Source organism: Pseudonocardia sp. HH130630-07, assembly GCF_001698125.1.
GTDB lineage: Bacteria > Actinomycetota > Actinomycetes > Mycobacteriales > Pseudonocardiaceae > Pseudonocardia.
In genome coordinates, this window is record NZ_CP013854.1 from 3,466,281 (window position 1) to 3,490,523 (window position 24,243).

The 24,243-nt window shown below is 70.0% G+C and carries 17 protein-coding genes and 3 pseudogenes; 13 read left to right on the forward strand and 7 right to left on the reverse strand.

The genetic code is table 11. From position 1 onward, the window contains the following. Positions 1–40 precede the first annotated feature (40 nt). From AFB00_RS16775 to idi, 5 genes are all read left to right on the forward strand, one after another. Positions 41–3,379, forward strand: a complete 3,339-nt coding sequence (locus AFB00_RS16775) for a hypothetical protein (protein ID WP_156819572.1) — start codon at positions 41–43, stop codon at positions 3,377–3,379. Further along, entirely contained in the window at positions 3,376–4,683 is a 1,308-nt protein-coding gene (gene mycP, locus AFB00_RS16780; RefSeq protein ID WP_068798022.1) for a type VII secretion-associated serine protease mycosin, read from the forward strand. The genes AFB00_RS16775 and mycP overlap by 4 nt, the downstream gene beginning before the upstream one ends. 392 nt (positions 4,684–5,075) lie before the next feature. Continuing rightward, positions 5,076–5,375 (forward strand): hypothetical protein, encoded by a 300-nt coding sequence (locus tag AFB00_RS16785; RefSeq protein ID WP_068798023.1) that lies wholly within the window; start codon positions 5,076–5,078, stop codon positions 5,373–5,375. 51 nt (positions 5,376–5,426) lie between these two features. Continuing rightward, positions 5,427–5,726, forward strand: coding sequence for a WXG100 family type VII secretion target (locus AFB00_RS16790; protein ID WP_156819573.1), 300 nt, complete (start codon positions 5,427–5,429; stop codon positions 5,724–5,726). A 576-nt stretch (positions 5,727–6,302) separates the two neighbouring features. Further along, a complete protein-coding gene (idi, locus tag AFB00_RS16795) occupies positions 6,303–6,830 on the forward strand; it encodes an isopentenyl-diphosphate Delta-isomerase (RefSeq protein WP_231973960.1) in 528 nt (175 codons plus the stop codon). Here the strand turns inward: idi and AFB00_RS16800 are convergent, their stop codons facing one another. The 6 genes from AFB00_RS16800 to eccCa form a co-directional block, all read right to left on the reverse strand. After that, positions 6,831–7,604 (reverse strand): HARBI1 family protein, encoded by a 774-nt coding sequence (locus AFB00_RS16800; RefSeq protein ID WP_068800388.1) that lies wholly within the window; start codon positions 7,602–7,604, stop codon positions 6,831–6,833. Positions 7,605–7,999: 395 nt separating this feature from the next. Then, complete coding sequence (locus AFB00_RS36245) at positions 8,000–8,521, reverse strand: IS5 family transposase (protein WP_414706231.1); 522 nt, start codon at positions 8,519–8,521, stop codon at positions 8,000–8,002. Beyond that, positions 8,445–8,897 (reverse strand): IS5 family transposase, encoded by a 453-nt coding sequence (locus AFB00_RS36250; RefSeq protein ID WP_442965809.1) that lies wholly within the window; start codon positions 8,895–8,897, stop codon positions 8,445–8,447. The genes AFB00_RS36245 and AFB00_RS36250 overlap by 77 nt, the downstream gene beginning before the upstream one ends. A 78-nt stretch (positions 8,898–8,975) precedes the next feature. Next, the gene (locus AFB00_RS34090; RefSeq protein WP_335726579.1) at positions 8,976–9,614 is read right to left on the reverse strand and encodes an NAD/NADP octopine/nopaline dehydrogenase family protein; all 639 of its coding nucleotides are present in this window, start codon (positions 9,612–9,614) and stop codon (positions 8,976–8,978) included. Beyond that, positions 9,608–10,222: a 2-dehydropantoate 2-reductase N-terminal domain-containing protein gene (locus tag AFB00_RS16815; protein WP_083275582.1), complete on the reverse strand. Its 615-nt coding sequence runs from the start codon at positions 10,220–10,222 to the stop codon at positions 9,608–9,610. Before AFB00_RS16815 ends, AFB00_RS34090 begins: the two co-directional genes overlap by 7 nt. A 172-nt stretch (positions 10,223–10,394) precedes the next feature. Continuing rightward, the gene (gene eccCa, locus AFB00_RS16820; RefSeq protein WP_068800389.1) at positions 10,395–14,597 is read right to left on the reverse strand and encodes a type VII secretion protein EccCa; all 4,203 of its coding nucleotides are present in this window, start codon (positions 14,595–14,597) and stop codon (positions 10,395–10,397) included. A gap of 275 nt (positions 14,598–14,872) precedes the next feature. Here eccCa and eccD point away from each other — a divergent pair, with 275 nt between their 5' ends. The 4 genes from eccD to AFB00_RS16840 all read left to right on the forward strand — a co-directional run bounded on the left by eccD (position 14,873) and on the right by AFB00_RS16840 (position 19,071). Then, positions 14,873–16,204 carry a type VII secretion integral membrane protein EccD gene (eccD, locus tag AFB00_RS16825; protein WP_083275583.1) on the forward strand — a complete coding sequence of 444 codons (1,332 nt, stop codon included), beginning with the start codon at positions 14,873–14,875 and terminating at the stop codon, positions 16,202–16,204. A 4-nt stretch (positions 16,205–16,208) separates the two neighbouring features. Further along, complete coding sequence (gene eccB / locus AFB00_RS16830; RefSeq protein ID WP_068798029.1) at positions 16,209–17,612, forward strand: type VII secretion protein EccB; 1,404 nt, start codon at positions 16,209–16,211, stop codon at positions 17,610–17,612. 219 nt (positions 17,613–17,831) lie between these two features. Beyond that, complete coding sequence (locus AFB00_RS16835) at positions 17,832–18,332, forward strand: hypothetical protein (RefSeq protein ID WP_068798030.1); 501 nt, start codon at positions 17,832–17,834, stop codon at positions 18,330–18,332. A 64-nt stretch (positions 18,333–18,396) separates the two neighbouring features. After that, entirely contained in the window at positions 18,397–19,071 is a 675-nt protein-coding gene (locus AFB00_RS16840) for a hypothetical protein (protein WP_068798031.1), read from the forward strand. 7 nt (positions 19,072–19,078) lie between these two features. Here AFB00_RS16840 and AFB00_RS16845 read toward each other — a convergent pair whose 3' ends face one another. Next, a complete protein-coding gene (locus AFB00_RS16845; protein WP_083275968.1) occupies positions 19,079–20,182 on the reverse strand; it encodes an IS630 family transposase in 1,104 nt (367 codons plus the stop codon). A 160-nt stretch (positions 20,183–20,342) separates the two neighbouring features. Between AFB00_RS16845 and AFB00_RS36255 the strand changes: the two are divergent. The 4 genes and pseudogenes from AFB00_RS36255 to AFB00_RS33305 form a co-directional block, all read left to right on the forward strand. Further along, positions 20,343–21,259 (forward strand): annotated as a pseudogene (locus AFB00_RS36255) (IS5 family transposase); the annotation flags it as partial. 83 nt (positions 21,260–21,342) lie between these two features. Continuing rightward, positions 21,343–22,452 (forward strand): annotated as a pseudogene (locus AFB00_RS16855) (IS256 family transposase); the annotation flags it as partial. Positions 22,453–22,667: 215 nt separating this feature from the next. Next, positions 22,668–23,783, forward strand: a complete 1,116-nt coding sequence (locus AFB00_RS16860) for an IS110 family transposase (RefSeq protein WP_083275376.1) — start codon at positions 22,668–22,670, stop codon at positions 23,781–23,783. 6 nt (positions 23,784–23,789) lie between these two features. Next, positions 23,790–24,005, forward strand: a pseudogene (locus AFB00_RS33305) (transposase); the annotation flags it as partial. Between the last annotated feature and the right edge of the window lie 238 nt (positions 24,006–24,243).

Consider the following 24,243-nt stretch of genomic DNA (forward strand, 5'->3'; position numbering starts at 1 on the left):
GCACGGGGGCCCGCACGGGGTGAAGCGCGAGGAGATGGTGATGACGGGAGCGGCACCGGCCGGGATCACGGCCGAAGTCGTCGGCGGGCACGTCGTGCTCCGCGGTGCCCGGGAACCGGAGCGCGAGCGTGCGTTCCTGCACCGGTTGCCGGCCCCCCTCGGCCGTCGCTTCGTGCTCCTCGCGCGCGACGCGGCCCGGAACGCCGACCCGGACGCGCTGCGTGCCGCGCTGCACGACGCGGTGCTCGACGCCGCGCGCGCGACCCCGACGCCGGGCGAGGTCTGGCTCGGGGTCGAGGGACTGGCGCAGCACCCCGACCTGCTCGCTGAGCTCGCCGGTGACAGCGGGCTGACCGTGCTCGGCCCGGTCGGGCGGCTGACCTTCGCCGCGGGCAGCGCCATCGTGGTGTCCGATGCAGACGGTCGCCCCGGCTGGCGGCGCAGCTCCGCGGGCGCGCCCCCGCGGGCCCACGGATGGCGGTTCCCGCCCCGGCCGTGGGAGTCCACGGTCCCGGACCTGTCGACGTCCCCGCTCGTCAGCACGCCGGTCATGGCGGGGGTCGCGGTCCGCGCCACCGGCGCCACCCCGGTCGGGTCCGGCGATCTCGCCTTCCACGTCGTGGGTGGCCGGCGCGCGGCCAGGATCGTCGTCGACGATCCGCCACCGTCGCCGGAGTCGGTGGCGACCGCGTTGTCGCGCTTCCTGGGCACCGCGCCGACCGTGGTGACCCTCTCCAGCGAGGCCGCCGCGCCGTCCTGGCTCGGGCGGCTCTGCGCCGCCGTCGGGGGGCCGGTGCTGATCGCGCCGTGCGCCTCGCTGATCGCCGCCGACGGGCAGGTCCGCGACGTCGTGCTCGACGGTGGCCGCGAGCTGTTCGACCCGTTCCCCACGGTGCTGCGCCTAGAGCCGGACGGCACCCAGGATGTCGCCGTGGCGGCGCCGCCACCGGCCGGCTGGCGCAGCGCCGGGCCGGCCGAGTACGCCCCCGGCGACGGCGGCGAGCACGACGGGATCCGGGTACACGTGGTGCCGAGCGGCCTGGTCGTCGGCCGCGGCCCGGCACCGGCCCCGGAGACCGGACGGCGGTTCGACCCGACCGGCTGGACGATCGAGCTCGGCAGCCCGGAGGACCCGCCGGACGACGCGGTGCGCATCGTAGCCCAGCACCTGGTCACCGGGCTCGATCCCGGGCGCCGGGCGATGATGCGGGTCGTCGACCACACCCCGGTCGCTCCGGCTCCGGCTCCGGCAGACCCGGCTCCGGCCGATCCGGAGGACGCCGGTGCCGTGTCCGGCGCCCGCAGCCGGGGAGCCCCGGAGGGCCGGGCCGCCCGGGCGACCCGGCTGGGGCTGCGCGGCGGACGTCCCGACGCGCGACCCGGTTCGCCGGGGGGCCCGCCTGCTGAGACCCGGCGTACCCGCGGCGCGGCCGATGATCCGCGCGAGCGGATCCCCGAACCGCCCTCCACCGCGTCCGGGGGAGAGGAGCGGCCCACCCCGCCCCGCCTCGTCGCCGGGCAACGCCCCCGGGGCACCCGCCGCACCCACGCGGCCCCGCACGGGCAGGCCCCCAGCCCGCGGCCCCGGTCCACCGACCGCGACGATCGCCCGCCGGTACGCCACGCGCCCGCACCCGGTCCAGAGGAGCGACCCGGTCCGAGTCGCCCCGCGCCGGCGGAACGGCCCTCCGTGCGGGACGACCGGCCGGCTCCCCGCCCGGCCGGACCGGACGGACGTCCCCGCGGCCAGCCCGCCGCACTGGGCGAACGATCCGCCCCGGCCTCGGAGTCTCGCGGGGAGGATCCGATCCCGAAGTCTCGTGTGGACGATCCGAGGCCGGTGCCCCGTGTGGATGGCCAGGCCCCGATGGCCGGTGTGAACGCTGCTCCGGCTCGACGGGCTCCGGTCTCCCGGACGGCCAGCGCCGGGCCGCCGGTGGAGCGCGCCGCCGCGCCGCGTGCCGGCACCGCGGACCCGGTGCGCCGGGCTCCGGCACCGCGTGCGGACACCGCGGACGCGCGCGCCGCGGAAGATCGGGCGGACACCGCGGCCCCGGACGAGCGGGTCCTGGCACCGCCCCCGGATATCGCGACCCCGGACACCCACGCCCCGCGACGCCGCGCGGACACCGGGGCCCCGGCCCCCACCCCCCGTGTACGCCCCGCAGCCCCCGAGCGACGTTCCCCCACTCCGAGTCCCGGACCGCCCGTTGCGGACGGCACCTCCCGGCCCCCGGTGAGCGACGCTGCGCCGGATCGTGAGCCGCCGGCGGAGCGCGCGTCCGGCGGCCCAGCACCCGAGGCCGTGCAGCCGGTCCCGCGCTGGCCCCCGGCGCTGCCCGTGCTGCCGAACCCGGTCTCCACGGGATCGTCGGTGCCTGCCCCGGTCGTCGAGGGCGCTCCGATCGTCCTGGACGATCCCGCCGACAAGCCGGTCCACGAGGAGCCCGCCGCCGCGCCCGAACCGTCGGCGCCGCCCGGTGAGGAGCGGGTCCCGGAGAACGCGCTGCAGGTCGCGGACCGGGCCAGCACCGCCGCCGAGCGCAGCCGCTTCGTGGCCGCCGCGGGTGACGAGTTCACCGAGGCGCTGGCCGCGGTGAACACCGCGATGGCCACCTGGCCGGCGCTGCGCGGCGGAGCGGGACACGAGTCCGACAGCGACGCCAAGGCCGATTTCGCAGCCGTCTACCTCTACCTCGACGGACGCGAGGTGAGCGGCGCCGCCGACATCGACGCGGCGATCCGCCGCGGGCACGAGGGAGGCGTCGGCGGTCAGCTCCCGTGCCTGGTCGCCGGACTGCGCCGGCTGCCGGTGCACCGGCGGCCGGTGCTGCGCCAGGGCATCGACGACGTCGCGGCCGAACAGGGCGTCACCGGGCGGCTGCTCGGCGAGCCGGCGTTCATCAGCGCCAGTACCGAGCTCGACGTCACGGTCCCCGGGGCGCGCTACGACGTGCTCATCATGCCAGCGTCGGCCCGTCGGACCGGGGAGCTGGTCGGCGGTGGGCCGGTCGCCGAGGTGGTGTTCCCGGCCGGGTCGCGCTACCGCACCCTCGGCCTGCACGAGGCGGACCCGGCCGCCGAAGAGAGCGGGTTCCCGCGGGTCGCGCTGCTGCTGCGCGAGCTGGCCCCGGACGAGACCGCGAGCACCGCGGGTGAGCTCGACGCCCGCGACCGGGCCGCGCTGAGCCGGCTGGAACGCGCAGTCGCCGGCCGCCGCCGGGCGACCGCCCGGATCGTGGAGGATCCGGTCGCCGTCGCGCGGCTGACACGGCGGCTGTCCGTCGTCAGCCCCGGTGAGGCCCCGGTCCCGGCCCTGTCTCCGGCAGAGGCACCGGTTCCGGTCGTCTCCGGCGCACGCACGGGGACGAGCTCGTGACCCGCCGGGTGCTCGGGATGGTGCTCGCGGTCGCGCTCGGTCTCGGGCTGGCTGCCGGGGGAGCGCCGCCCGCGCAGGCGCACGGGCCCGTCCCTGCACAGCCCCAGGAGGGCTGTCTCCCGCCACCACCGGCGAACAGCCCCGACGTCCCGTGGTCCCAGCAGCAGCTCCGGCCGGAACGGGCCTGGGAGCTGACCCAGGGAGCCGGCGTCGTCGTCGCCATCGTGGACTCCGGTGTGGATGGTTCGATCCCGCAGCTGCGAGACCGCGTCCTGCCCGGTGTGGACATCACCGGGGGCGGGGCGGCGAACTCGGACTGTGTCGGGCACGGCACGTTCGTCGCGGGCATCGTGGCTGCGGCGGTCCGGCCGGACACCGGGTTCGCCGGGGTCGCCCCGGAGGCCACGATCCTGCCGGTCCGGATCACCCGCACCGCGGACTCCGGCGAGGTCGATGCGCTCGCCCTCGCCGAGGGGATCCGGACGGCGGTCGATCGGGGCGCCCGGGTGATCAACGTGTCGGCGAGCACGACGTCCGCGCCGCCGGGGCTGCGCTCCGCGGTGGAACACGCCGCCGCCCGGGACGTCGTGCTGGTCGCCTCCGCCGCGAACGGCGCGGAGGCCGGTGACCTGGCCACCTTCCCGGCGACGCTGCCGTCGGTGCTGGCGGTCGGCGCCGTCGACGCCGAGGGCAAGCACGCCCAGTTCTCCCAGACCGGGCCGCACCTGGCGCTGGCCGCACCGGGCGTCGACGTGATCGGGCTCGGCCCTGGCGGGCCGGGGCACTGGGAGGGCAGCGGCACCAGCTTCGCCGCCCCGTTCGTCAGCGGCACCGCCGCGCTGATCCGGGCCTACCATCCGGAGCTGTCGGCGGTCCAAGTCGCAGAGCGGCTCAAAGCTACCGCGACCGCGCCGGCAGCGGCGCTGCCGGACCCGGCCCTGGGCTGGGGTGTGGTCGATCCGGTGGCCGCGGTGTCCGCCCTCCTCCCCGCCGAGAACTCGGGCGATCGGGCCGAAGCGGTGCTGGCCCCGTTCGCGCCCGCGCCGCCGGATCACCTACCGGCGATCATCGCATCGGTACTGGCCGTCACGACGGCGATGCTGGTCGTCGTCGGAGCGGGGCTGTCGGTCCGTCTGGGACATCAGGGTCGTCGGCGCTCCTGGAGACCGGCCCGGGTGCTGCGCCCGGACCGCTCGATACCGGCAGCGGAAGACCGGAGCGGGACCGCGGCGAACGTGACAGAGAGGCCAGGTGACACGCATGCGGTTCGCGACACGTCAGAAACTGTTGCACGCGGTCGCTGAGTTCGTGGCACCGGTGAATATGACGCCCGAGCGAGCGTTATCGTCCCCGGAAGGGCGTGGTGTGTGGCGGTCGGAAGGATAATGAAATGGCGGTTGGCGCCCTGGCCGCCGAGTCGATGGTCGGTACGCTGGCATGCGATCGTGAATTGACGACCCAGTCGACGGGGCAGGAAGGTCATCGTTTCCGGGTCCGGCCTTGTTCGGTCCGCAATGAAGCGCATGGTGAAGTGCCCGAACCGGAGAGTGGCTCGTGAGGGAATCCCCTCAGGTTAGCTGATCGTCGCGCCGCAGAGCCGGTATTCGTCGAGTACTCGCTAGACTGCCGACAGGCAAAATCTGCCGACCGGGAGACCCGCGGGGGTGTCTCGGTTTGCTCGACAGGAGATCATTCAATGGCTTTTCAGCTTGATCCGAACGACGTCCAGAAGGCGGCCAAGGCTCACGTGGATACGAAAGAAGTCTTGCGGACGCAGTTCTTCAACTTCAAGACCAGTACTCTCCCGCATGCGCTCGCCACCTCCCCGAACGGAAACCTGATGGGACTGCAGTCCACGTACGAGGAGCTTCTCAATATGCTTGAGAAGCATGTCAATAATCGTATCGACGACCTCCAGAACACCATGCTCGGCGCGTCTGACGACCAGTACATGCAGGACCAGGCTTCGAAGGGTGACTACCCTGCTCTCAACTGACCCGTCAGGTACTCTTCAGGAAGATCGTGCGACCCCCGGAAAGAGGCTGTGATGTCAAAGATCGTCTACAAGTACGATGAGCTCAGCAACGTCGACGTAGTGTGCAGGAATCTCGTGAACGAGACGAATGACGCCGTCAAGGCGCTTCGCGACCAGATGAATAATCTGGTGGGCAACGGCGGCTGGGAAGGCGACACGGCAAACTCCTATGACGCGAAGGTCACTGAACTCGGGTCGAAGCTGAATGATTACGGCAGCCAGCTGGAGCTGGTCGACAACAAGTTCGTGAAGGGCAATGAGGACATGCAGGAAACCGACAAGCGTGGAGGCGGTAAGGTTGGCGGCGTATAGCCTGATTCGGACAAGGTCGTGCCGCTGTACTTCGGAGCCGTTCCGTCATGAGAGCCGTAGGTGGATACGGTGATGTGTTGATCGGTTTCTGCACTCCTTCTTCTCTCTTCGCTCTCGTCCGGCTTGAGGCGGCGCAGTGGGCATGGCGTCGTTGACAACCGACTGGAAACCGAGGAGTCGGGTACGATCTTCCGGTTGACGGGTCGCGGTATCGGTCGAGAGGTCGGCTATAGCGTCGGTATCCTGACTCCAGCTGCATGGTCTTGGCTAAAGGCATCGAGCGACCTTCGGTGCGATCGCACGGAAGGTCGCTCGGTGTGAGGCAGAAGGTAGTGGGCCGAGCGTCGTCGCGAATCGCTCGCCGCGATGGGAGCGGTAGACAGTGGGTGGTCTCGTCCGGAAAATCTGCACTCGGGGCGCCCGGACGCCTCCGCGGCGCTACCGGTCTCGGTGGAGTCGCCCTGGGTATGGCCGTGAGGCGTCGAATCAGTATCCGAGGGGATGATGGTCCGGTGGCTGGGGCGGGCGCACCCTCGGCAGGAGGGGGCCTGAATCGTCGTCGGAGGAGGGGTGGACATGGACGCGACCGGGAGCGGGTTGTCGAGTATGAACGTGAAGCGCGAGAACGACTCGTCCATGATTGAGTACGTGGTGCTTCTCGACGAGCATTTCGCGCCGATCGGCACCGCTCCGAAGGCGGTCGTGCACACCACGGAAACTCCGCTCCACCTCGCCTTCTCCTGCTATGTATTCGATATGGACGGCCGTATCTTGATTACCCGGCGGGCGCTCGGCAAGAAGGCGTGGCCCGGCGTCTGGTCCAATTCTTTCTGCGGCCATCCCGGCCCGGGAGAAGACCCGGAGGGTGCACTCCGTCGGAGAGGGGCGCAGGAGCTCGGTATGACGGTCAGTGAGCCCAGTGTCGCCCTGGCTGACTTTCGGTACGAAGCCCAGGATGTCAGTGGAATTGTCGAGAACGAGTTCTGTCCGGTGTGGACTGCCACGGTAAGCTCCGACCCCCGCCCGGTGGTGGACGAGGTCTGCGAATGGCGGTGGATCGACTGGCGGGTACTCATTGAGCCTTTCCCAGTAGGTGCTGGTTGATCATGTGGTTCGGTCGTGCTCGACGTGGAGGAGAACGAGCGCGGCGGCGGTGATCGCGCCGATCCGCCAGGGGCAGAAGCTGACCCGACGCAGCGCCTTGAAGGTGGTCTTGAGCAGGGAGTTCCCGCGTTCGGCCACAGCCCTGACGGCGGAGTGCAGCGTGTTGACGGTGCGCTTGTCCTCCGACAGCCCACTGCCGGTGGGGGTCTTGAACGGGCAGGTCAGGCGGGTGTTCTCACCGTCGTAGCCGAGGTCGGCGAGCACGACGTGGGTGTCGTCGGTCCAGTCCTCGATCGCGTCGAGCAGGCCGGGGTGGCCGCGGGCGCAGGTGGTGTCGTGCTCGCGGCCCGGGCGCACCGGGGATGTCCACAACGGCCACCCGTCAGGCGCGGTGAGGACCTGAACGTTCCCGCCGTGGACGTGGTGCTTGCCCGACCACCACAGATCCACTCCCGGGGTCGGTCCGGGAGTGCGGGAGCGGTCAGTGTGGATCACGGTGCCGTCGAGGTGAACGTGGGTGTGCCCGGCGGTGCGGGCCGCGAGCAGCGCGCCGGGCAGTCCAGGCGCGGCGGCGGCCAGAACGTCGATGCCTTCGTGCAGGTAGCGGTAGGTACTCGACAGGCTCAGTTGGTTGTCGGTGGCGAGCTGGGCGACCCGGGTGGCGTCGAGGAACCAGCGCAGCACCAGCACCGCGTGGCGGTCACAGTCCAGCGCGCGGCGCCCGCGCCGGGTCCCGCGCCGGAGGCGTTCCTCGGCCAACAGTCGCGACAACATGGACGCGGTGGGCTCCCCGATCGGGAGCACGGCGGTGTAGGTGACAGGTTCGGGCACGCGGGACCTCGGTGGTGAGTCGATCTTTGAGCGGACCGACCTCTTCTACCGGGGTCCCGCACCCTCGTTGAGCACCTCCACGCCCCCGGCGTGTCGCCGCCAGCCGCTCCCCACTACTGGGAAAGGCTCATTGAAACCGTTGCCGCCGCACCTTTCCTATTCAGTCCGTGGCTGCAGCTGCAGGTTCCCCTTCTAGCGGCTGGCTCCGGCGTGCGGTCAGATGTCTGAGGCTCGGTACGGATGAGTGAGCGCGCCCTGCGGGATTTGCCCCGGTATGTCGGTGGTTCTGGTGGGATGGGTGCTACGGGTCGCGCACCGTACCTGCGGCTGCCCCGGGTCTAGGGTGTGTCTCCCAATGCGCGGAGCCAGGTGACGATTGCCTTCAGGACGGCGCCGCCGCGGAAGGTCAGGGCGAGCTTGTCGTAACGGGTGGCCAGCCCGCGCCACTGCTTGACGTGGCAGAACCCGCGCTCGACGACGTTGCGGTTTCGGTAGTCGACCGGATCGAATGCGGGCGGTCGGCCGCCGCGTGAGCCGCGTCGTTTGCGGTGTCCCTGCTGGTCAGAGGGCTCCGGAATGACAGCGATGATCCGGCGCTCGCGCAGGTGCCGGCGGATCGCGCGTGAGGAGTAGGCCTTGTCCGCGCGCACGCGTTCGGGCCGGGTCCGGGGTCGTCCCGGGCCCGGTCGGGCGATGCTCAGGTGCGCCATCAGGTGCGGAAACATTGGCGAGTCGCCGCCCTGGCCGGGGCCGAGGAGGACCACCAGCGGGCGGCCGTGCCCGTCAACGAGCTGGTGGATCTTCGTCGACAGCCCTCCGCGGGACCGTCCCAGCGCGTGATCTGCTGGTTCGGCGAGCAGATTCGTGTAGTTCGATCCGGCCCCCTGTGTCGCGCTTGAGGGTCGCGGCGTGCTGGTGGGCACGGATGATCGTGGAGTCCACGCTGACCGCCCACCCGAGCACCTCGGCGGCGTCGGCCTCGATCAGAAGAGCAGCCAGGATGTGGTCCCAGGTGCCGTCGCCGCTGTAGCGGCGGTGCCGCTTCCACAACGTCTGCCACGGCCCGAACTCGGCTGGGGCGTCGCGCCAGGGAAGCCCGCACCGATACCGGTAGATGATCCCCTCGATCACCCGGCGGTCATCGCGGAACGGGCGCCCGCGACGACCCTCGGAGGAGGGCAACAGCGGCGCCAGACGGGCCCACTGGGCATCAGTCAGGACAGCGGTACGCGGCACCGATCAAGCATCGCGCACCCCGCTCCGCCCATTTGGGAGACACGCTCTAGCCCTGGGACATGTCACTCTCTGCATTCGTTAGCGTGGCTCACGAAATCTTTGAACCCGGCGGACCAGGCGAACCCCTCTCCACTGGTCTGCCGCCACCCCCGGGGTGGGGGTGCCCCCACCCATAGGCACGGGGCGCACGCCGCGTGACGTTGCCGCAGGCCCGGGGCTGCTCGGACGCTGTCGCATGCTCGGCTGGTGGTGGCGCTTCGTCGTGAACGCGGCGACGATCCCGGCGGCGTCCGCGCCGCCCAGGCCCAGCGAGCCGGCGGTGCGGGCGCAGGCCTGCCAGTCCCGGCCGCAGAGCACCGCGCTGATGTCGATGACGGCGTCGGTGAGCGGCATGGGGCAGCCGATCCGGGCGGCGAGCGAGCTCCAGATCACCATGCTGAACGGGATGTCCTCGGTGAAGTACCGGTGCGAGGGCGAATCCGGCTCCGGGAAGTCCAACGGTCCGTAACTGCTCTGGATGCGCTCGGACAACGTTCCCTCGGTGACCCCGTAGGACCGGGTGAGGAAATCCGGGAAACTCACCGCCGGTACTCCCTGTGCATCGGCCAGCGCCAGTCGTTCGGCGTCGATGGCGCCGATCAGTTCGGAGATCCGCGGGGTCGCCAGTGTGTTGTGCGGCAGTCGGGCACCGTCCTCGACGGACTTGAAGTTCAGCAGCGCCGGGGGACGTGATAGACCGCGCCGATCCGGGAGTGGCCGACGGTGAGCGCGTCGATGTCGGGGACGTAGCGGTCGTCGAAGTAGTGCGCGAGCCGGTCGCGGATCTCGGCCACCGCGTCCGACGGCGTGGCGCCGATCCGGACGCTCGGCTTGATCGAACCGATGTAGACCTCGGCGGGCCCCTGCAGCCGGCAGGTGTAGAGGCTGGTCGCCGTCACGGCGATCAGGCAGGGCTTGCGTCCGGCTGCCGTGAAGCTCCTGGCGAGTTCGAGGCCGCTGTCCAGCGCGCTGGGCTGGTACAGCACCAGTTGCTCGGGTTCGGCGATCCCGGCGAGCCCACCGTCGAGCTCGCGGTGGGCGAAGGCCGGGACCGCGACCACGACCACGTCCGCCCCCGCCACCGCTGCCGGTAGCCCGGTGGTCAGCAGGGCGGGCATCGCGGTGCCCTCAGTGGCACCGGACAACCCGATCCCGCCGCGGGCCTGGATCGCGTCGAACTCCGACGACCACGGCGAGTAGAGGCGGACCTCGTGACCGCGAAGGGTCAGATGACCCGCGATCGCATGCCCGACATTGCCGGCGCCGAGTACGGCCACGATTCCCACACATGCCTCCTGAGGTTAAATACGACCCTCCCCGAAATTGTTTTCGCGGAATGAGGTCGACGTCAGGTGACTGTAGGTGGGGACGCTGCCGCAGCGCACTGCATGCTGCGACAGAACTGTGGTGAACGATTCGTGGTTTCGACAGATCGATGTCTCGGGCGGCCGCCGCCGGTCAGCCGCCCGCCTGTAGCGGGGTCTGGACGAGCCGCACCCCGCGGCGCCGGTTGATGAACTGGGCTCGTCCGGTCGGCAGGGTTCGCGGCTTGACGTTGCCGAGGAAGGCGCCCTCGTCGCGTGGGCACGAGAACAAGACCCCTGGCGTCCCGAGTTCCCACATCCGGCGCATGACCGAGTTCATCATCGACCGGTTGGCCCCCGAGGTACTGCGCGCGACGATCAGGTGCAGCCCGATGTCCGCGCCCTGGGCGATCAGCGGCAGCAGCGGATCGAGCGGGCCACCGCCCATACCGCCGCCCTCGACGAGCTCCAGGTCGTCGATGATGATGTAGAGGCGCACGCCGGTCCACCAGTCGCGCAGCGGCAGCCGGCTCGGCGGGATCTCCGAACCCGGGACGCGTTTCGCCAGCGAACCGGCTGCGCTGGCGACAGCCGCGGTAAGCGCTTCGTTGCCTACCGCGTAGTCGAGCCGGTTGTCCTCCGGCACCGCGTCGTAGAGTTCACGGCGGACGTCGCCAAACAATACCTTGGCTTCGTCCGGCGCGTGATGGGCGACGACCGAGCGGGCGATGTGCCGCATCAGACTGGTCTTGCCCGTCTCGGCGTCTCCGAACACCATCAGGTGCGGGCTCGCGTCGAAGTCCAGCCACTGTACCCCGAGCTCGACGTCCTCGATGCCCAGCGGCATCCGCATCTCCGCAGTCGAGGTCGGGGCGGTGGGTGCAGGCAGGTTCGCAGGCGACAGCTTCATCGGCAGCAGCCGCACCGCCGGGGCCGTCGGCGCGTCGGGGACGGCGAGGGCGTCGGCCAGGTCGGTCGTCGCGTCCGCGAGATCCGATGTGCGCTGGTCACCGTCGATCCGGGGTAGTGCGGTGAGGAAGTGCAGCCGGTCCGGGGTGATGCCGCGGCCGGGGCGTTGCGGCACCGTAGCGGCGAACCGGCCGTTGACCTCGGAGTCCGACGGATCGCCGAGCCGGAGCTCGTAGCGGGTCCCCAGTACGTCGCGCAGCCAGGGGCGCATCTCCGCCCAGCGGCTGGACGCGACCAGCAGGTGGACGCCGAAGCTGAGCCCGCGGGCCGCGATCTCGGAGAACCGGTCCTCCAGGGTCTCGAAGTCCTGGCGGATCGTGTACCAGCCGTCCACGACCAGGAACACGTCGCCGTAGGGGTCCTCGTCGTGGAACCGGCCGGCCGCCCTGGCCCGCCGGTAGGTGGCCATCGAGTCGATGCCGTTCGAGGCGAACAACGCCTCGCGCCGGGCGAGCAGGTTCGTCGTCTCGAGCACGGTGCGGGTCACCCGGTCCCGGTCCAGCCGTCCGCCGACGCTGCCGACGTGCGGCAACGACGACAGCGAGGACAGCGTGCCGCCGAAGTCCAGACAGTAGAACTGGACCTCGCGGGCCGAGTGGGTCAGTGCGAGCCCGGCGATCAGTGTGCGGAGCAGGGTGCTCTTGCCGCTCTGCGGCCCGCCGACGACCGCGACGTTGCCGCGTGGCCCGGCCAGGTCGGCCAGCAGCAGGTCGCGGCGCTGCTGGTCCGGCAGGTCGACCAGGCCGACCGGCACCGACAGCGCGCCGGTACCCAGCCCGCCGACCGGGCGCAGGCCCAGCTGCGGGTGGTCGACCAGCGGGGGGAGCAGCTGGTCCAGAGTCGGGGCGAGCTTCAGCGGCGGCAGCCACACCTGGTGCGCTCGCGGGCCGATGCCCTCCAGGCGCTCGATCAGCACGTCAATCATCGCCTGGGTCCGCTCGGCGATCTCCGGCTCCGGCTCCGGGTCCGGCTCGGGCTCCGGCGTCTGCGGCGGCTCGACGTAGTCGCTGTGGAAAGCGATGACCTGCTGCTCGACCTCGGTCCGTGCGGTACGGCGCCGAGCGGGACGGTACGGGGCCGAGGAGTAGGCGCCCTTGAACCGGACCAGGGTCTGGGTGTCCGGGCGCAGGTAGCCGTTGCCGGGGCTCGACGGCAGCTCGTAGGCGTCCGGGACGCCGATCACGCTGCGTGACTCGCCGGGAGAGAAGGTCCGCAGGCCGATCCGGTACGACAGATGGGTCTCGACCTTCGAGATGCGGCCCTCGTCAAGCCGCTGGCTGGCGAGCAACATGTGCACCCCGAGGCTGCGGCCGAGCCGCCCAATCATCGCGAAGACATCGATGAACTCGGGCTTGGACGTCAACATCTCGGAGAACTCGTCGACAACGACGAACAACGCCGGCATCGGTTCCAGGGGGGTTCCCGCGGCCCGGGCCGCCTCGTAGTCGCGGCGCGAGGCGTAGTTGCCGGCCGCCCGCAGGTGCTCCTGGCGCCGGGTCAGCTCACCGGTCAGCGCGTCCTTCATCCGGTCGACGAGCTCCAGCTCGTCGACCAGGTTCGTGATGACCGCCGAGGTGTGCGGCAACCGGTCGAAGCCGAGGAACGCCGCACCACCCTTGAAGTCGACGAGGACGAAGTTCAGGTCCTCCGACGAGTGCGTTGTGGCCAGCGCGAGCACCAGCGTCCGCAGCAGCTCGCTCTTGCCCGAACCGGTCGCACCGACACACATGCCGTGCGGGCCCATGCCGTCCTCGGCGGACTCCTTCAGATCCAGCTCCAGCGGGCCGCCCGCCCCGGCGATCCCGATCGGCACCCGCAGCCGGCGCCGCGCCGAGCGACGCTCCGTGCGGTAGCGGACCGGGTCGAAGGTCCGCACGTCGCCGACGCCCAGCAGCGCGGCGAGGTCGTAGTCGGACACCAGCGGCTCGTCGCTGTTCGCCGTGGCGGTGCCGATCCGGTAGCGCGACATCGTCCTGGCCAGCGCCGCCGCGGACGCCTCCCCGAGCTGGTCGGGACGGCACAACGCCCGGTTGTGCGGCTTGCCGAGCCGGTCGAAGGTCACCGTGCTCGCCTGCTCCGGGCCGATCTCCAGGTAGAGCGTGTCGGCGCGGGCTGCCCAGGACATCGACCCGGCGACATCGATCACGATCGTGTTCCGGTAGCTCTCGCCCGCGACGCGGTGGTCATCGGACACGGCTACGCCGTCGAGCACTAGGATAACCAGCGGCTCGGTCGCCGTCACCGGGCTCCCGACCTCGAACCCGGGGCGCCCGGCGAAGGCGGTACCGCCGAGCAGGTCCTCAGCGCCGGGGAGGGAGTCCGTGACCAGGCGGAGCTCACCCGCACCGTCACGGACGTCGGGATCGAGATGGTGAGGCAGCCACTTGCACCAGTCCCACCGGGCACGCCGGTCGGCGGAGGCGGCGATGACGAGGCGGACGTCACCGGGGGCGTGTGCGGTCGCAACCTGGGCCAGGAGCGCGCGGACGGCACCGAGCACCGGGTCCGGGCCGGGGACGGCCCCCGGCTCGTCCGTGCCGTCCTCCTGGTCAGGCGCCGTGGCGGTCACGCCTTCGCGGACCGGGGCCTGCGCCAGGCGGCCGAGCGTGGCCGCCGGCGGCTGTTCTGCACTGTCCTCATCGGAAGTCAACGACCTTTCCCGACCGTCCAGGAGGCCGGGATCGGCGGTGCCCGGGTCGTCGGCGGTGGGGTTGAACCCCGTCGGGGCGTCGTCCGGCGCAGCGCGCAGCTGGATGCGGGCGAAGCCCCGAAGGTAGATCGCGATCGGCGCGTTCGGCAGCGTCGAGTAGGCCCGCAGGAACCGGCGAAGCGCGTGCGCGGCCAGCGGCTCGAGGTCCTCGATCGGCTTGGTGTCCGGAGTGACCAAGCGCAGCGCCGAACGCTGCGCACCGACCCCGATCCGGGCCTCGCTGAAGTCGTCGTGCGACGGCCGGCGTTCCCACAGCCGGTAACCGAGTGCGATCGACCACAGCGAACGCGGGTCCGGATGGGTCCAACGGGCAGCGTGCTGCTGGGCGAGCAGGCCCTTGCGCACCCGGCGCCGGAGCTGGCCGAGGTAGCGGATGTAGTCCCGCCGGTGGCCGTGCAGCTTCTGCTTGTGCTCGACGGCACGGCGCAGGAGCTGAGCGAACATCATGCCCGCCACCGACAGCACCATCAGGCCGCCGCCGATATAGGACAGGGTACCGGAGCCCGGGCGCAGGAACATCATCATCATGGCGAGCGCGCCGAGGCCCATCGGCGCGTACATCAGGATCGAACTGAGCCCGCCGCCGGTGTCCTCCGGAATGGCGGGTGGCTCCTGGAGCTCGATGTCCTCCTCCGGGGCCGGCGGCTTCTGCCGGCGTGACCGTCGGGCGAACAACATCGAGCTCACGAGCTCGTCCTGCCGGTGCACGTGGGCCGCGTTCGCGGTGCCGGACAGACGGGTGCGCTCACGTGTCCTCCTTGGTGGGTGAACTTCCCACGATCGCGGCCGCCGCCCCACCGGTGCGGTGCCCGGTGTGGGTGGCGGACCTACGGTTGCGATCGGTTCACGGTCTTCGACCCTGGCAGGAAGGACCTGAACGCGTGGCGGAGGAACAGACCCAGACTCGCACATGGACGTCGGCGCGGCTACACCTTGTACTGGGCGATCGCGCGATGGACGTGGCGGTACCCGCCGAGGTGCCGCTGGTCGATCTGCTGCCCGCCGTACTGCCCCAGTTCGGGGCGGAGACGGTGGAGGCGGGTGCCGAGCACGAGGGCTGGGTCGTGCAGCGTCTCGGCGAGCCGCCGCTGGACGAGGAGCTGACGGCGGCTCAACTCGACCTGCACGACGGCGAGACGCTGCACCTGCGTCCGCGGGCCGAGCAGCTCGCCGGAATCGACTACGACGACATCGTCGCCGGAGCGGGGGAGCAGGTCGCCGCGCACCCCGGTGTCTGGACCGCGACCCGGACCAGGGGGATGCTCCTGACCGGCGCGACCGTGCTGCTCGGGCTCGGGGTGCCATTGCTCTGGCTGGCCGGTCCCGGGGCCGGTGTGCTGACCGGGCCGGCCGGCGCGCTGATCGCGGCCGCCCTGCTCGGGGTGGCCGCACTCGTCGCACGGGGCGCGGGCGACACCGTCGTCGGAACGGTGCTGGTCGGCCTGTCCGTGCTCTACGGCGCAACGGCGGCGGTGCTGGTGTGCCTGGCGTTGGCCCCGGACCCGACGCCGAGCACGGCACTCACCGTGGGCGGGGCCGTCACGGTCGCGATCCTCGCCGTCGGGCTCGTCGTCGTGGCGGACTCGGCGCTGCTGTTCGCCGGGGCGCTCACCATGACCGTCATCGTCACGGTGGCCGGTCTGATCGGCACCCTGGCCGGGCTGGCACCGGCGAAGACCGCCGCGTTGACGATCGTCGTGACCTGCGTGCTGCAGCTGTTCGTCTCCTCGCTGGCCTTCCGGCTCTCCGGGCTCTCCTTGCCGCTCCTACCGACCACCCCCGAGCAGCTCGGCGAGAACATCGATCCGGTCCCGCAGGAGGTCGTCGTCGAGCGGGGCACGGTGACCGTCGGTTACACCGCGGCGCTGCACATCGGGCTCGGTACGGCGCAGACCCCGCTGCTGGTCATCGTGGCGCTGGCCGGCGGATGGTCGACAGTGTTCGCCGTCGTGACGGCGCTGCTGTTGATGCTGCGCTCGCGCCATCCCGGCGCGTCGCTCCCGCGCTGGGCGATGCTGGTCCCCGCGGGGTCCGCGGTGTGCGCCGCCGTGCTCGGGTACGGTGCGAGGTCGGGTCTCACCGGTCTGCTGCTGGCCACACTGCTCCCGACGCTCGCCGTGGGCGCCGGGATGCTGTGGCTGGTCGACGTCATGCCCGGGCGGCGGCTGCAGCCCTACTGGGGCCGCGCCGTGGACATCCTCGAGACGCTGACCTCGGTCGCTATGGTGCCGATCCTGCTGGCCGTGCTCGGGGTGTACGCCTACATGCGCGGGCTGAGCGGCTGAGGACATGCAGTCACGCAGGGACCAGGTCCAGGCCTACTTCTTCGTCGTCGGCAGGATGATCGCGGCCGTCACTCACGGGCGGCCAGACGCGCTGGTGCAGCCGAACCGGCGCAGCAGCACCGGCGTCGTCATCGGGATGCTGATCGCAGCACTGATCTGCGGCATCTTCTTCATCTACGGGCTGTTCGTGCCGGGCGGGAACACCGCGTGGCGCACCCCCGGCACGGTGATCGCGGCCGAGGAGACCGGTGCCCGCTACCTGTTACTGGACGGGCAGCTCCGTCCGGTGCTCAACTACGCCTCGGCACGGCTGGCCGGCGCCGCACCCGGGCCGGTCACCTCGGTCTCGGTCGCCTCGCTCGTCGGCGCCCCGACCGGGAGCCCGATCGGCATCCCGGGCGCCCCCGACTCCATCCCCGCCGTCAAGGATCTCGACGTCGGCCCGTGGTCGGTCTGTACGTTGCCGGCAGGCCGGGCGGGTTCCAGCGCCCCCCAGCTGACCGTACTGGTCGGTCGATCGGGTGGCCGTCCGCTGGACGACGCCCGCGGTGTCCTGGTCGCGAGCCCGGACGGGACGCGGCACCTGCTCTGGCAGGGCAGGCGGTACCGGATCCCGTCGGCCGAGACCGTCCAGGTACTGGGCTACGACGCCGTCACCCCGGTGTCCGTTCCTGCCGGGTGGCTCGACACCGTGCCGGCCGGCCGGGATCTCGGGGTGCCGCCGACCGAGGGCGCGGGTACCCCGGGCCCGATCGTGGGAGGCCGCCCGACGCTCGTCGGGCAGGTGCTCACCGTCGGAAGTCCGGCGCTGGAGTCCGAGCAGCTCTACCTGTTGCGCGCCGACGGGGTGAGCCCGATCTCGACCAGTGTGGCGGCGTTGCTGCTCGCCGACCCGGCCTCGGCTCCCGCTTACCCGGGCGGCCCTCCGGAGCCCGTCCCGATCGGACAGGCCGCGCTCGCCGACCTCCCGGTGTCCCGCGGAACCGACCTGGCCGCCGGCCTCCCGGAAAGTCCGCCGGCTGCGGCGGCGCCATCATCGGACTCGGTGCCGTGCGCCCGGAACACCCCCGGCCCCGCCGGTGTGACCACCACGATCGAGCTGCGCGACCGGAGCGAGGTCGACGCGGGATCGGCGGTCGTCGCGGCGCGCGCGCCCGGCGTCGCGGCCGACCGGGTGTCGTTCCCGACCGGCGGCGGGGTGCTGGTACGCGATCAGGGGGCGGAGGCGGCGGGGACCTTCCTGGTCACCGAGACCGGAACGAGATTCCCGATCGCCGACGATGCGGCGTTGACCGGGCTGGGCTATCAGGGGGCGCCGGTCACGGCGCTGCCCGGATCAATGCTGGACCTGCTCCCCATGGGGCCGGTGCTGAGCACGACCGCGGCACGCGCGGAAGCGGGTGCCTGAGACCGACCGTCCGACACCGATCGCCTGATCACTGAGCCTTTTTCAACCTGACCAGCGAGCTTCTGCGTCAGGAGATCGCGAAGGTTGCAGCGCAACTGCTCTGACCACAGCTGCACAGGTCACCGGCTCGCCAGCTCGGCGTCTGCACCCACACAACCAGGCCCCTGAGCTGCCGGAACGGCAGGTTGAAAAAGGCTCACTGCCTGAGGAGAGAGAGCCGTGGCCGAGGAGACGAGCTGGACCGACGAGCTGCACAAGATCGGTCAGGATCTGACGACGTTGATGGAGGGCAACATGTCGGCATTCGCTGATCTGAAAGGGTTCTGGCCGGAGGCGGGGAACTTTGAGACGGGTTACTGGTTGGAGACCCGTGTCGATGATCGTCGTAACGCGGTGGTGCAGCAGGGTGAGCGGATGAACATCGCGTTGCAGGAGCTCGGTAAAGGTGTGAAGGACATTGCCAACGATTTGGAGGATGTCGACCGGGACAGCGAGAGTGCGATCAAGAAGGTGGTCGACAAGGAGTTGGTGAGCGTGACGGAGTCGATCGGCGATCGGCTGGACGCGCATGCCGAGAAGGTCGAGGGCGAGGAGTACAACTTCACCGATTCCGAGGAGGGTCCGTCGGAGACGAACGGTTATGAGGCGAAGAACGATCTGCCGACGTTCGCGGAGTCGTACGAGCCCGACGATGACGACTCCGACGATGACGACAAGTAGACGGATTTGGTTTTGTCGCACGCTCGCGCGCATTGATGTGATCACTGCCTGAGGAGAGAGAGTTGTGGCCGAGGAGACGAGCTGGACCGACGAGCTGCACAAGATCGGTCAGGATCTGACGACGTTGATGGAGGGCAACATGTCGGCATTCGCTGATCTGAAAGGGTTCTGGCCGGAGGCGGGGAACTTTGAGACGGGTTACTGGTTGGAGACCCGTGTCGATGATCGTCGTAACGCGGTGGTGCAGCAGGGTGAGCGGATGAACATCGCGTTGCAGGAGCTCGGTAAAGGTGTGAAGGACATTGCCAACGATTTGGAGGATGTCGACCGGGACAACGAGAGTGCGATCAAGAAGGTGGTCGACAAGGAGTTGGTGAGCGTGACGGAGTCGATCGGCGATCGGCTGGACGCGCATGCCGAGAAGGTCGAGGGCGAGGAGTACAACTTCACCGATTCCGAGGAGGGTCCGTCGGAGACGAACGGTTATGAGGCGAAGAACGATCTGCCGACGTTCGCGGAGTCGTACGAGCCCGACGACGCGGGCGACGAGGACTCCGACGATGAGGACTCCGACGAGGACTCTGACGAGGACTCCGACGATGAGGACTCTGACGAGGACTCGGACGACGACTCCGACTCGGACGACGATTCCAGCTCGGATTCGGGCGGTGACGGCGATTCGGACGAGGACAAGGTCAATCTCGAGCCCGCCTACAACTGGGTGGGGCCGAAGTACTAGTGCCTCGTCAGGCAATGTTGGGTAGGTAATCCGGCCTGCGGATCTTGGACTCGGGCGCGAAGTGTTTCTTGGGTCGGGCGTGGCGGTTGGCCCAGCGGATGTAGCCGGCGATCGCGGCTTCCTGGGCGGTGTGGGAGGGGTAGTCGCTGCCGTCGAGGGTGAAGTAGCGCAGCGCGGTGAACTCCGACTCGATCCAGTTCAGCCAGGACGCGTTCGTGGGGGTGAGCACCAGCTCGACGTCGTGGTCGTGGCACCAGTGCGCGACATCGGTGCGCAGGTGCGGGGAGAAGTTGTCGCAGACCACGTGCAGACCGCCGGTGGGGAAACGGCGGCGCAGCTGGCGGAGGAAGTCGAGGAACTCGCGGCCGCGTTTGCGGTCACGGAGCCGGTAGAACAGCTGCCCGGAGGCCAGGTCCAGACCGGCGAACATGTGCCGGACCCCGCTGTGACGGCTATAGGTGGCCCGTAGCCGGGCCGGGCGCCGGATCGGGAACCAGCCCCGACCGGGGCGGGGCAGCAGGTTCAGCGGCCCGAACTCATCGACACAGATCACCCGCGCACCCGGTTCGAGGCGACCGTCGGCGGCGCGGTCGTAGAGGTCGAGGATCCGGTTCATCTTCTCCACGAACCGCGGGTCCCGGCTGGCCTTCCAGGTCTTCGTGGCCTGCCAGCGGACCCCGGCGTCACGCAGGACCTGGCGGACGGTCTCGACGCTGATCACGACCCGGTGTGCGGCGGCGAGGTGTTCGACCAGCTTGGCCAGGCTCCAGGTGGTGAACGGCAACCCGACCTGCTGGGGCGGGGTGCGAGCGACCCGGCAGATCAGCTCACGGACGTGGGGACCGAACCTACGGGGTCGGCCCCCGCTCCATTTTGGGTCCAAAGCGGCGAAGCCCTGCTGGTTGAACGCGTGGATCACCTCCCGCGCGTACTGCGGCTTCGCCGCGAACATCATCGCGGCCTCGGTCGCGGTCCGGCCCTGCACCGAGGCCAGCACGATCCCCGCCCGCCGCAACCGGACCCGGTCCCGCGCCGTGCGCGTGATCCTGACCAATCGCTGGGCCTCGTCCGGGGTCAGTCCCCGGACGAACACCTCCGGCTGTCGCGCCACGGCCATCACCTCCGGCGCACAGCCTCCTGCGCCAGACCGGGACGGATCAAGCCGACACGATTACGTCCCCAACGTTCCCGGACGCGGCACTAGGGCGTGTCTCCCATATGGGTGTCCGGACTGCCGGCAGGATGAGCCGGTGAGTTCGTCGAGGTTCGCGCTGCTCTCGGATGCTCAGTGGCAGTTGATCGGGCCGCTGCTGCCCTCCAACGCCGGGCGGCGTGGGCACCCGTTCGGCGAGGATCGCCGCGTGGTGGAGGGGATCATCTTCCGATACCGAACCGGGATCCCCTGGCGAGATCTGCCGCGGGAGCAGTTCGGGCCCTGGCAAACGGTGTGGAAGCGACACCGCCGCTACGCCGCTGACGGCACCTGGGACACCGTGCTGGCCGCACTGTTGGCCCAGGCCGACGCCAAGGGCGAGATCGACTGGACGGTGTTGACAGGTGTCGGTGGACGCCACGATCAACCGGGCGCACCAGCACGCCACGAACACCACCCGCCCCGAGCAGGACACAGGGGGCACGGTCGAACTACACGAAATCCCCTGACGGGTTCATGCCCAGCCCGCTCGGCGGACCGCGAGAACCCGCAGGTCACGGCATCGGCCGTTCCCGTGGCGGGCTGACGACGAAGATCCATGCCGCGGTCGACCGGCGGGGCCGGCCGCTGGCGGTGGTGGTGACCGGCGGGCAGCGCAACGACGGCGCCATGCTCGAGCAGGTCCTGGCCGACATCCGCGTCCCCCGCCTCGGCGCGGGACGGTCCCGCACCCGACCCGACGCCGTGGTGGCCGACCGGGCCTACTCATCCGGGGTCAACCGGCGCGCACTGGCCCGCCGCTCGATCACCACCGTCATCCCGCAGAAACGCGACGAGATCGCCGCCCGCAAACGCCGCGGCTCCCTCGGCGGCAGACCACCCGGACTCGACGTTGAGACCTACAAGGGCCGCAACGTCGTGGAACGCCACTTCGCCCTGACCAAGCAGTGGCGCGGGCTGGCCACCCGCTACGACAAACTCGCCATCACCTATCGCGCCGCCACCGTCCTCAGCGCCTGCATCACCTGGTCACGCCTATTGGGAGGGGCCTGTGCAAGGAACGGTGGTTCCGGCCCGACACGCCGGGCTCGGGTCCGGTGGGATGGGCACTGTGAGTGATGACATCGGACCTTGTGGGTTCAGCCAAGGATGAGACGGGTTCAGGGCGTCAGCTCTCGCCCGAGCAGGCCGCCGCGGCGGCGATGGTGGCCGACGCGCGAGCACGCGGCCTGGAGCTGACCGGCCCGGATGGGCTGTTGAAGCTGTTCACCAAGAACGTTCTGGAGACTGCGCTCGGGGAGGAGATGACCGAGCACCTCGGGCATGCAAAGAACCGGGCCGACCCGGACCGGGAATCGACGAACAACCGGAACGGTCACCGGTCGAAGACGGTGATCTCCGATGCTGTCGGGGAGGTCGAGATCGAGGTGCCGAGAGACCGCGACTCGACGTTCGAACCCCAGATCGTTCGGAAACGGCAACGGCGGTTGGGGGATGTCGATGAGATCGTGTTGTCGCTGTACGCGAAGGGTTTGACGACCGGGGAGATCTCGGCGCATTTCTCGGAGATCTACGGGGCGTCGGTGTCGAAGGAGACCGTCTCACGGATCACCGACTCGGTGATCGCCGAGATGCAGGAATGGGTGTCGCGGCCACTCGATGCGGTGTACGTCGCGGTCTTCGTGGACGCGATCATGGTGAAGGTCCGCGACGGGCAGGTCGCCAACCGGCCCGTCTACGCGGCGATCGGGGTCACCGTCGACGGCCGCAAGGACGTGCTGGGCCTGTGGGCCGGCTCCGGTGGTGAGGGCGCGAAGTTCTGGCTGGGGGTGCTGACCGACCTGCGTAACCGCGGCATGCGGGACGTGTTCTTCCTGGTCTGCGACGGGTTGAAAGGCCTGCCCGAGGTGGTGGAGAACGTGTGGCCACAGACCATCGTGCAGACATGCATCGTGCACTTGATCAGGAACTCGTTCCGGTTGACGTCGCGGCGTGACACCGATGCGATCAAGCGAGGGATTCGGGCGATCTACACGGCCCCCACCGCCGACGCCGCTCTCGCTGCTCTCGATGACCTCGACGAGAAATGGGGTCGCACTTATCCGGCGATGATCCGGTTGTGGCGCAACGCCTGGACCGAGTTCGTTCCGTTCCTCGACTACGATGCCGAGATCCGTGCCGTGTTGTGTTCGACGAACGCGATCTGGGTGTTTAGATCAAGGAGTCGGTCAGGGCGTTGCTTCCCCGGCCGATGCTCGAGGCGGCCAGCCCTGACTCTGAACGCTATTGACGCCGTGAGGCTGTCTTCGATTCGAAGTGTCGGGCTGGCCGCGTGAGCGCAGGCCCGCGGTGCCTGGCTTGAAGAGAGCCTGCCTGACTCAACCCAGATCTGCCGACACCGCGGGCCTGCGCTGTCCACGATAGGCCACGCAGACGGGAACAAGTGTTGACGCACGAACACGGTGTCGCGGGGATCGATCCTCACAAGAATACGGCTACCATCGCAGTCCTCGATCATCGAGGCGGCGTGGTCGACAACAAGTCCTTCTCCATCACCAAGGGCGGTATCGATGAGCTGCTGACGTTCCTGCTCGGTGTCGAGCTGACGATCGACCGGATCGGCATCGAAGGATCGGGATTTCTCGGCCAGCCGCTGGTCCTCGCGCTCGCGGCCGCGGGTTACGACGTGCGCGAAGTCCAAGCCAACCGCACCGCGGAGCGGCGTAAGCGTCGTCGTCGGGCCAAGACCGACGCCGAGGACGCGGAGGCCATCGCCCGAGAGGCCCTCAGCGACCCCGAGCTGCCTCCGGCCGGGAAGCACACCGCGCCCAGCCCGACATGGCAGACGCTCACGGTGATCCGCGACTGGCGTGAATCTCTTGTCCTGCAGCGTGTTCGGCTGCTCACCGAGTCCGAAGCAGTACTCGTCACGCTCCCCGTCGCCATCCGCGCCACGTTGCCCTCGACCAGCCGCGTTCTCCCGCAGCTCCAGTCCCTGGTCGACGGCGTCGCGAACCCCGATCTGCTCAGCCCAGCCGAGCGGCTCAAGCTCGACCGGCTCGCGGCCAGCCTGAACGACATCATCACCCTGACGGCGCGGATCAAGGAACTCGACCGACAGATTCCCGCCCTCCTCAGCGACCTTGGCTGCACCCTCACAGAGGTCCGCGGTGTCGGCGTGGTCACAGCCATGGATCTTCTGGTCGAGATCGGCGATCCGTGCCGGTTCACGACCGAGGCCCAGTTTGCACGCTGGTGCGGAATCGCGCCCGTCGCCCTCTCGTCGGGTGAAGGTCACGGGCCGGCCCGTCGGCACCGACTCGACCTCGGCGGCAATCGAGCTGTCAACTCTGTTCTGCACATCGTGCACGTCACGCAAGTCCGATGCCACCCGCCGGCGAAAGAGTACATGGCGAAACGGGTCACCGACAACAAGACAAAACGTGAGGCTCGGCGAAGCCACAAGCGGCAGCTCGCGAACATCATCATCAGACACATGTGGACCGACGCAAGACGCTCCACGGCGACCACACCGACCAGCTCCGCAGCTGCTGCTTGACAAGAGAGCTTCGAATCACTCAACGCCCGCTACCGCCGAGCGGTACGGGCGCGAGGGCATTTCCCCAGCGAGGCGGCCGCGTTGAAATGCCTGTATCTTGTGACCCGCAGCCTCGACCCGACCGGGCGAGGCCGCGCACGGTGGACGATCCGATGGAAGCCGGTGATCAACGCCTTCGCGATCACTTTCGGTGACCGCTGGCCGTCCGCCGAGCACTACTGACCAACAACGCCGGAACCACCGTTCCTGTTACAGACCCATTGGGAGACATGCCCTAGCGGTGTCGGCCGGGTCGGAGCTGTCCCGCTGGCGGGGGAAACCCCGCAGATCACGCCAGGAGCCCTGCGTAACGGCTGACTCCGCCACACGTGGATCTAGCCTCTGTGACGGAGGAGAGGCCTGTGATCCTGGCGGTGGAGAGGGCATGAGCGCGGACGGGCAGCGTCGGTGGCGTGACCGG